Source organism: Microbacterium sp. B19 (genome assembly GCF_000333395.1).
Lineage (GTDB): Bacteria > Actinomycetota > Actinomycetes > Actinomycetales > Microbacteriaceae > Microbacterium.
This window is the reverse complement of sequence record NZ_BADA01000098.1, coordinates 1-6,475: the sequence shown is the minus strand read 5'-3', so window position 1 is coordinate 6,475 and position 6,475 is coordinate 1. Positions and strand designations below refer to the sequence as shown.

Below are 6,475 nucleotides of genomic sequence, written 5' to 3'. Positions count from 1 at the left end.
GCCGACCCGCGCGTCGTGCCGCTCGCGCGCAAGCTCGACCGCGTCTCCAGCGAAGAGATGCTGGAGCTCGCCGCCAACGGCGCCAAGGTCCTCTACATCCGCGCGGTCGAGTACGCCCGCCGCCACGGCGTCCTCATCCACGCCCGATCCACGTTCAGCTCGGGCGAGGGCACGTGGGTGCTCGACGCCTCGAAGAAGTCCCCGCTCGTCCCCGAGGGAGCCACCATGGAAGAGCCCATCGTCGCCGGCGTCGCCACCGACCTCAGCCAGGCGAAGATCACCGTCATCGGCGTCCCCGACGTCCCCGGCAAGGCTGCCGACATCTTCAAGATCGTCGCGAAGTCCGGCGCCAACGTCGACATGATCGTGCAGAACGTCTCCGCCGCCGCGACCGGCCGCACCGACATCTCCTTCACGCTTCCCAAGACCGATGCCGCGACCGCCCTGAAGGCGCTCGCCGGTGAGCAGTCCGAGGTCGGGTTCGAGAGCCTCGTGCACGACGACCAGATCGGCAAGCTCTCGGTCGTGGGCGCGGGCATGCGCACGCACTCCGGCGTCTCGGCGACCCTGTTCGAGGCGCTGAGCCTCGCGGGCGTGAACATCGAGATGATCTCGACGTCCGAGATCCGCATCTCGGTCGTCGTCCGCGGCGTCGACCTCGCCGAGGCCGCGCGTCTGGTGCACACGGCGTTCGGTCTCGACAGCGACATCGAGGCGACGGTCCACGCCGGCACCGGTCGCTGACCCGCGGTCCCTCCGCCGGCCCGCCGCCGTGCGAAACTCCTGAGTTTCTCAGGCGGCACGGCCCCGCATCCGCGTGATTCCGCCATTCTGCGGCGAATCATCGTCGAATTCTCCGGAGTTCGGCCCGCTCGCGGAGAACCCCTCCCGTCCCGCGCGCTACCCTGTCCCGAACGCCGTCGTCTCGGCATCCATCACCCGAACCACCGAGGTACTCGCATGACCCGCATCTCCGATTCCGGAATCTCGATCGCCGTCGTCGGCGCCACCGGCCAGGTCGGCTCCGTCATGCTGGAGATCCTCGCCGAGCGTTCGTTCCCGATCCGTGAGCTGCGCCTGTTCGCGACGGCTCGTTCGGCGGGCACGTCGCTCGACTTCGGCGGCCACTCGGTGATCGTGGAAGACGTCGCGACGGCCGACCCGGCGGGCATCGACGTCGCGCTGTTCTCGGCCGGCGCGACCGGCTCGCGCGCGCACGCCCCGCGTTTCGCCGAGGCGGGCGCGCTCGTGATCGACAACTCCAGCGCGTGGCGCATGGACCCCGAGGTGCCGCTCGTCGTGAGCGAGGTCAACCCGCACGCGATCGCCGAGGCGCAGAAGGGCATCGTCGCCAACCCGAACTGCACCACGATGGCCGCCATGCCGGTCCTCAAGGTCCTCGACGCCGAGGCCGGCCTCGAGCGTCTCATCGTCAGCACGTACCAGGCGGTCTCGGGCTCCGGTCTCGCCGGCGCGCAGGAGCTCCTCGGCCAGGTCGAGGGCGTCCTCGCGCAGGGCGACGTCGAGCGTCTCGTGCGCGACGGCTCGGCGCTCGACTTCCCCCAGCCCGAGAAGTACGTCGCCCCGATCGCATTCGACGTCATCCCGTTCGCGGGCAATCTCGTCGATGACGGCCTCAACGAGACCGACGAGGAGAAGAAGCTCCGGAACGAGAGCCGCAAGATCCTCGAGCTCCCCGACCTCCGCGTCGCCGGCACGTGCGTGCGCGTCCCCGTCTTCACCGGCCACTCGCTGAGCATCAACGCCGAGTTCGCGCGCGACATCACGCCCGAGCGTGCGCGCGAGATCCTCGCCGACGCACCCGGCGTCCGCCTCGAGGAGGTTCCGACGCCGCTCCAGGCCGCCGGCACCGACCCGAGCTACGTGGGTCGCATCCGCGCCGACCAGTCCGCTCCCGAGGGCAAGGGCCTCGTGCTGTTCATCAGCAACGACAACCTCCGCAAGGGTGCCGCGCTCAACGCCGTGCAGATCGCCGAGCTGGTCGCGCAGGAGCTGTCCGCGCGCGCCTGAGCACTCGGCATCGGGGATGCCGTCCGCTCGGGGTTGTCTCGATATCGAACCGTCGAATCTCTCGATGTCGAGACACCTCGCAGCCCGCACCTAGAATCGACGGGTGACCGAAAACGTCGACGTTCTCCTCATCGGAGGCGGCATCATGTCCGCCACTCTCGGCACGATGCTGAAGGATCTCCAGCCCGATCTGAAGATCGCGGTCCTCGAGCGACTGAGCGACGTGGCGCAGGAGAGCTCCAACGCGTGGAACAACGCGGGCACGGGTCACGCGGCGCTGTGCGAGCTCAACTACATGCCCGACAACCCCGACGGTGATCTCGACCCGTCGAAGGCCGTCGCGATCAACGAGCAGTTCCAGCAGAGCCGCCAGTTCTGGGCGTCGCTGGTGGCGGAGGGCGTCCTCGACGAGCCGTCGACCTTCATCAACCCGACCCCGCACATGACGTTCGTCCGCGGCGAGAAGGATGTCGCGTACCTGCGCAAGCGCTACGAGGTGCTCAAGCAGCAGCCGTTGTTCGCCGGCATCGAGTACAGCGAGGACTCGCGCGTCATCAACCAGTGGGCGCCGCTGCTCATGCAGAAGCGCCGGAAGGGCGAGCCGTTCGCGGCCACCCGCGTGCCCGCCGGCACCGACGTCGACTTCGGCTCGCTGACGCGCCAGCTGTTCGCCGGGCTGCGCGAGAAGGGCGTCGAGGTCGTCACCAACCACGAGGTCAAGAAGTTCAAGAAGCTGAAGGACGGCCGCTGGCAGGTCTCGTACCGCCACACCATCGGCGGCACCCCGGGCACGATCTCGGCGAAGTTCGTCTTCGTCGGTGCCGGTGGCTGGGCGCTCAAGCTCCTGCAGCGGTCGCGCATCGAGGAGATCAAGGGCTACGGCGTCTTCCCCATCGGCGGACAGTGGCTCAAGACCTCCAACCCCGCGATCGTCGCGCAGCACAAGGCCAAGGTCTACTCCCAGGCCTCCGTGGGTGCGCCCCCGATGTCGGTGCCGCACCTCGACACCCGCGTCGTCGACGGCGAGACCTCGCTGCTGTTCGGACCGTTCGCGACCTTCAGCCCGAAGTTCCTCAAGAACGGCTCGATGCTCGACATCGTCACCCAGGTGCGCCCGCACAACATCTTCCCGATGCTGAAGGTCGCGATCGACAACCCGAGCCTGCTGAAGTACCTCATCAGCGAGCTGCTCAAGAGCCACGCGAAGAAGGTCGAGAGCCTGCGCGAGTTCATGCCCACGGCCAAGGCCGAGGACTGGGAGCTGCTCGACGCCGGCCAGCGCGCCCAGGTCATGAAGCGCGACAAGGACAAGGGCGGCGTGCTGCAGTTCGGCACCGAGGTCGTCACGTCCGCCGACCACTCCATCGCCGGTCTCCTCGGCGCCTCACCGGGCGCATCGACGGCCGTGTCCATCATGCTCGGGCTGATCAAGACCTGCTTCCCCGAGCGCATGCCCGAGTGGGAGCCGCGCCTGCGCCAGCTCATCCCCAGCTACGGCGAGACGCTGAACACGCGTCCCGACGCGGCACGCGCCGAACTGGATGCCACGGCCCAGGCGCTCGCGATCAACGCCTGAGGCGTCCATGGCGAAGCTGTACTTCCGCTACGGAGCGATGAACTCCGGCAAGTCGACGGCGCTGCTGCAGGCGGCGTACAACTACGAGGAGCGCGGGCAGCGGGTGCTGCTGGCCAAGCCCGAGATCGACACCAAGGGCGCCGACCAGATCGACAGCCGACTGGGGGTGACCCGCCCGGTCGACTTCCTCGTCGGACCCCGGGACGACCTTCGCGCCGCGTTCCATGACGCAGCGGGCAAGGCGCCCGTGGCGTGCCTGCTCGTCGACGAGGCGCAGTTCTTCACCGCCGGTCAGGTCGACGATCTCCTCCGCATCGCGGTGCTCGACGGCATCCCGGTCCTCGCGTACGGCATCCGCACCGATTTCCGGACCGAGGCCTTCCCCGGATCGGCGCGACTGCTCGAGATCGCGCACAGCCTCGAGGAGCTGAAGACCATCTGCCGGTGCGGCCGCAAGGCCATCTTCAACGCCCGCCTCGTGGGCGGACGCTTCGTCTTCGACGGCGACCAGGTGGCCATCGACGAAGCCCAGATCGCGGGCGAAGTGACGTACGAGTCGATGTGCGCCTCCTGCTACCTGCGCGAGTCCGGCGGGCGGCTCGACGGACGCTGACGCGGCGAAGCCGGCCGGTCGCGGCCGATAGCCTGGATCCATGCGCGTACTTCTGGCCGGCGGTGCCGGCTACATCGGAGCCCACACGGCCGTCGCCCTCCTCGAGGCCGGTCACGACGTCGTCCTCCTCGACGACCTGTCCGGGACGCACCCGGTCGCCGCGGAGCGGGTCGAGCGGATCACCGGAAAGCCGGCGCCGCTCGTCGTGGGCGACGCCGCGGACGATGCGGTCGTCACCGCGGTGTTCGACGAGTACGGTCCGATCGACGCGATCATCCACCTCGCCGCCTTCAAGGCCGTGGGGGAGTCCACCCAGAAGCCCCTGGAGTACTACTCCAACAACCTCGACACGACGTTCGCGCTGCTGCGCGTGGGCATCGCCCGTGGCATCCGTTCGTTCGTGTTCTCGAGCACGGGCACGGTGTACTCCGACCCCGCTGACCTGCCGTTCACCGAGGAGTCGACGACGAGCATCGACCTCTCGAACGCCTACAGCAAGTCCAAGCGCATGAACGAGGTCGTGCTCGCCGACGTCGCGCGTGTGAATCCCGACCTCAACGTCACGGTGCTGCGGTACTTCAACCCGGTCGGCGCGCACCCGTCCGGCCTGATCGGCGAGGACCCGGCCGGTATCCCGAACAACCTCATGCCGTTCGTCTCGCGGGTCGCGATCGGCACGCTCGACGAGATCGGTGTCTTCGGCGACGACTACGACACCCCGGACGGCACGGGTCTGCGCGACTACATCCACGTCGTCGACCTCGCCGAAGGGCACGTCATCGCGCTCGAGCAGGCGCAGCCGGGCCACCAGGTGTTCAACCTCGGCACCGGTCGTCCGGTCAGCGTGCTCGAGCTGGTCGCGTCGTTCGAGAAGGCCGTCGGTCACGAACTCCCCAAGAAGATCCTCGCGCGGCGCCCCGGTGACGTGGCCGCGACGTATTGCGACCCCACCAAGGCCGCCGAGGTACTCGGGTGGCGCACCCGCCTCACGATCGACGACGCGTGCCGCGACTACTGGAACTGGCAGACCCGGAACCCCGCGGGCTACACAACCCCCGCGGACGCCTAATCCGGCGCGCGTACAGTGGTGTGGTCAGGCCACATCACGAGTCCTGACGCGACGAAGGGGACGGGCGTGCCGGATTCGGAGCTGCGGGCATGGCAGGTCGTGCTCGAACGTATCGAGGGCGATCTGCGCGACGGACGTCTGACGCCGGGTGATCGGCTCACCCCGGAGCGGGAACTCGCCGCTCAGCTCGGCGTGGGGCGCTCGAGCGTGCGCGAGGCCATCCGTGTGCTCGAGGTCCTCGGGGTGGTGCGCACCGCCACCGGCTCCGGCCCCTCGGCGGGCGCCATGATCGTGACGACCCCGCGGGGCGGTCTGGCGGCCTTCCTGCGTCTCCAGGTCGCCGCCAGCGGCTTCCCCCTCGCCGACGTCGTCCGCACCCGCATCGTGCTGGAGGGCGACGTCGCCGAGACCCTGGCCCGCTCCGACGCCGACCTCGCCGAGGTGAACGACATCCTGGATGCCATGGATGCCGGCACCCTTCGCCGCGACGAGTTCCTCGCCCTCGACGCCCGCTTCCATCAGGCGCTCGCGGAGGCGTCGGGCAACGCGGTCGTCGCAGCGATGATGGCGGGGCTCCGCAGCTCCATCGAGTCGTACACGCAGTCCGGGGCGGCCCGCCTGGACGATTGGGAGGCGACCTCGGAACGCCTTCGTGCCGAGCATCGTGCGATCGTCGCGGCGGTTGCGAAGGGTGACGCGCCGACCGCACGCGATCGCATCCGGGCGCACATCGCGGGCTACTCGGCCCAGGTCTCGGACGCGCTGGGCGCATCGGCGACCACGAGGAAGGCGGATGCCGCATGAACGAACGTCCCGCGCGGCCGCCGCGCCCGCAGCACGTGCTCGAGGTCGTCTCGACGGAGCGGCTGACGCCCCACCTCGTGCGCGTGCGCGCGCGGGGTGCCGATCTGACGGCGTTCCGCGAGAGCCCGTACACGGACCGCTACGTGAAGATCACGTTCGTCAAGCCGGAACTGGGCCTCGAGCCGCCGTACGACCTCGCGGCGCTGCGAGAGACCCTCGCCCCTGCAGACCTGCCCGTGACCCGCACGTACACCGTGCGTGAGGTCGACGGCGACGAGCTCGCGATCGATTTCGTCGTCCACGGCGACGAGGGGCTCGCGGGTCCGTGGGCGGCCGGAGCGCGGCCGGGGGAGCGGCTCGTGGTCAGCTCACCCGGGGCGGA

7 protein-coding genes are annotated in these 6,475 nt (G+C 69.4%); all 7 read left to right on the top strand.

The genetic code is table 11. The features are described 5' to 3' along the window. Positions 1 to 744: ACT domain-containing protein (locus I5G_RS03350; RefSeq protein ID WP_022877790.1), on the top strand; the 744-nt coding region annotated here is incomplete at its 5' end. A gap of 216 nt (positions 745 to 960) precedes the next feature. Further along, positions 961 to 2,031: an aspartate-semialdehyde dehydrogenase gene (locus I5G_RS03345; protein ID WP_022877789.1), complete on the top strand. Its 1,071-nt coding sequence runs from the start codon at positions 961 to 963 to the stop codon at positions 2,029 to 2,031. Between the two features lie 103 nt (positions 2,032 to 2,134). Beyond that, positions 2,135 to 3,607 carry a malate:quinone oxidoreductase gene (locus tag I5G_RS03340; RefSeq protein ID WP_022877788.1) on the top strand — a complete coding sequence of 491 codons (1,473 nt, stop codon included), beginning with the start codon at positions 2,135 to 2,137 and terminating at the stop codon, positions 3,605 to 3,607. A gap of 7 nt (positions 3,608 to 3,614) precedes the next feature. After that, a complete protein-coding gene (locus tag I5G_RS03335) occupies positions 3,615 to 4,220 on the top strand; it encodes a thymidine kinase (RefSeq protein ID WP_022877787.1) in 606 nt (201 codons plus the stop codon). Between the two features lie 40 nt (positions 4,221 to 4,260). Further along, entirely contained in the window at positions 4,261 to 5,289 is a 1,029-nt protein-coding gene (gene galE / locus I5G_RS03330) for a UDP-glucose 4-epimerase GalE (protein WP_022877786.1), read from the top strand. 66 nt (positions 5,290 to 5,355) lie between these two features. Beyond that, positions 5,356 to 6,093 (top strand): FadR/GntR family transcriptional regulator, encoded by a 738-nt coding sequence (locus I5G_RS03325; protein ID WP_022877785.1) that lies wholly within the window; start codon positions 5,356 to 5,358, stop codon positions 6,091 to 6,093. Beyond that, a partial coding sequence (locus I5G_RS03320) for a siderophore-interacting protein (RefSeq protein WP_026095617.1) occupies positions 6,090 to 6,475 on the top strand: 386 nt, incomplete at its 3' end. The genes I5G_RS03325 and I5G_RS03320, both read left to right, overlap by 4 nt.

Bases quoted from the DNA above. Each gene is read 5' to 3' on its own strand.
- I5G_RS03345 (WP_022877789.1), top strand. From the start codon at position 961: ATGACCCGCATCTCCGATTCCGGAATCTCGATCGCCGTCGTCGGCGCC.
- I5G_RS03335 (WP_022877787.1), top strand. From the start codon at position 3,615: ATGGCGAAGCTGTACTTCCGCTACGGAGCGATGAACTCCGGCAAGTCG.
- galE (WP_022877786.1), top strand. From the start codon at position 4,261: ATGCGCGTACTTCTGGCCGGCGGTGCCGGCTACATCGGAGCCCACACG.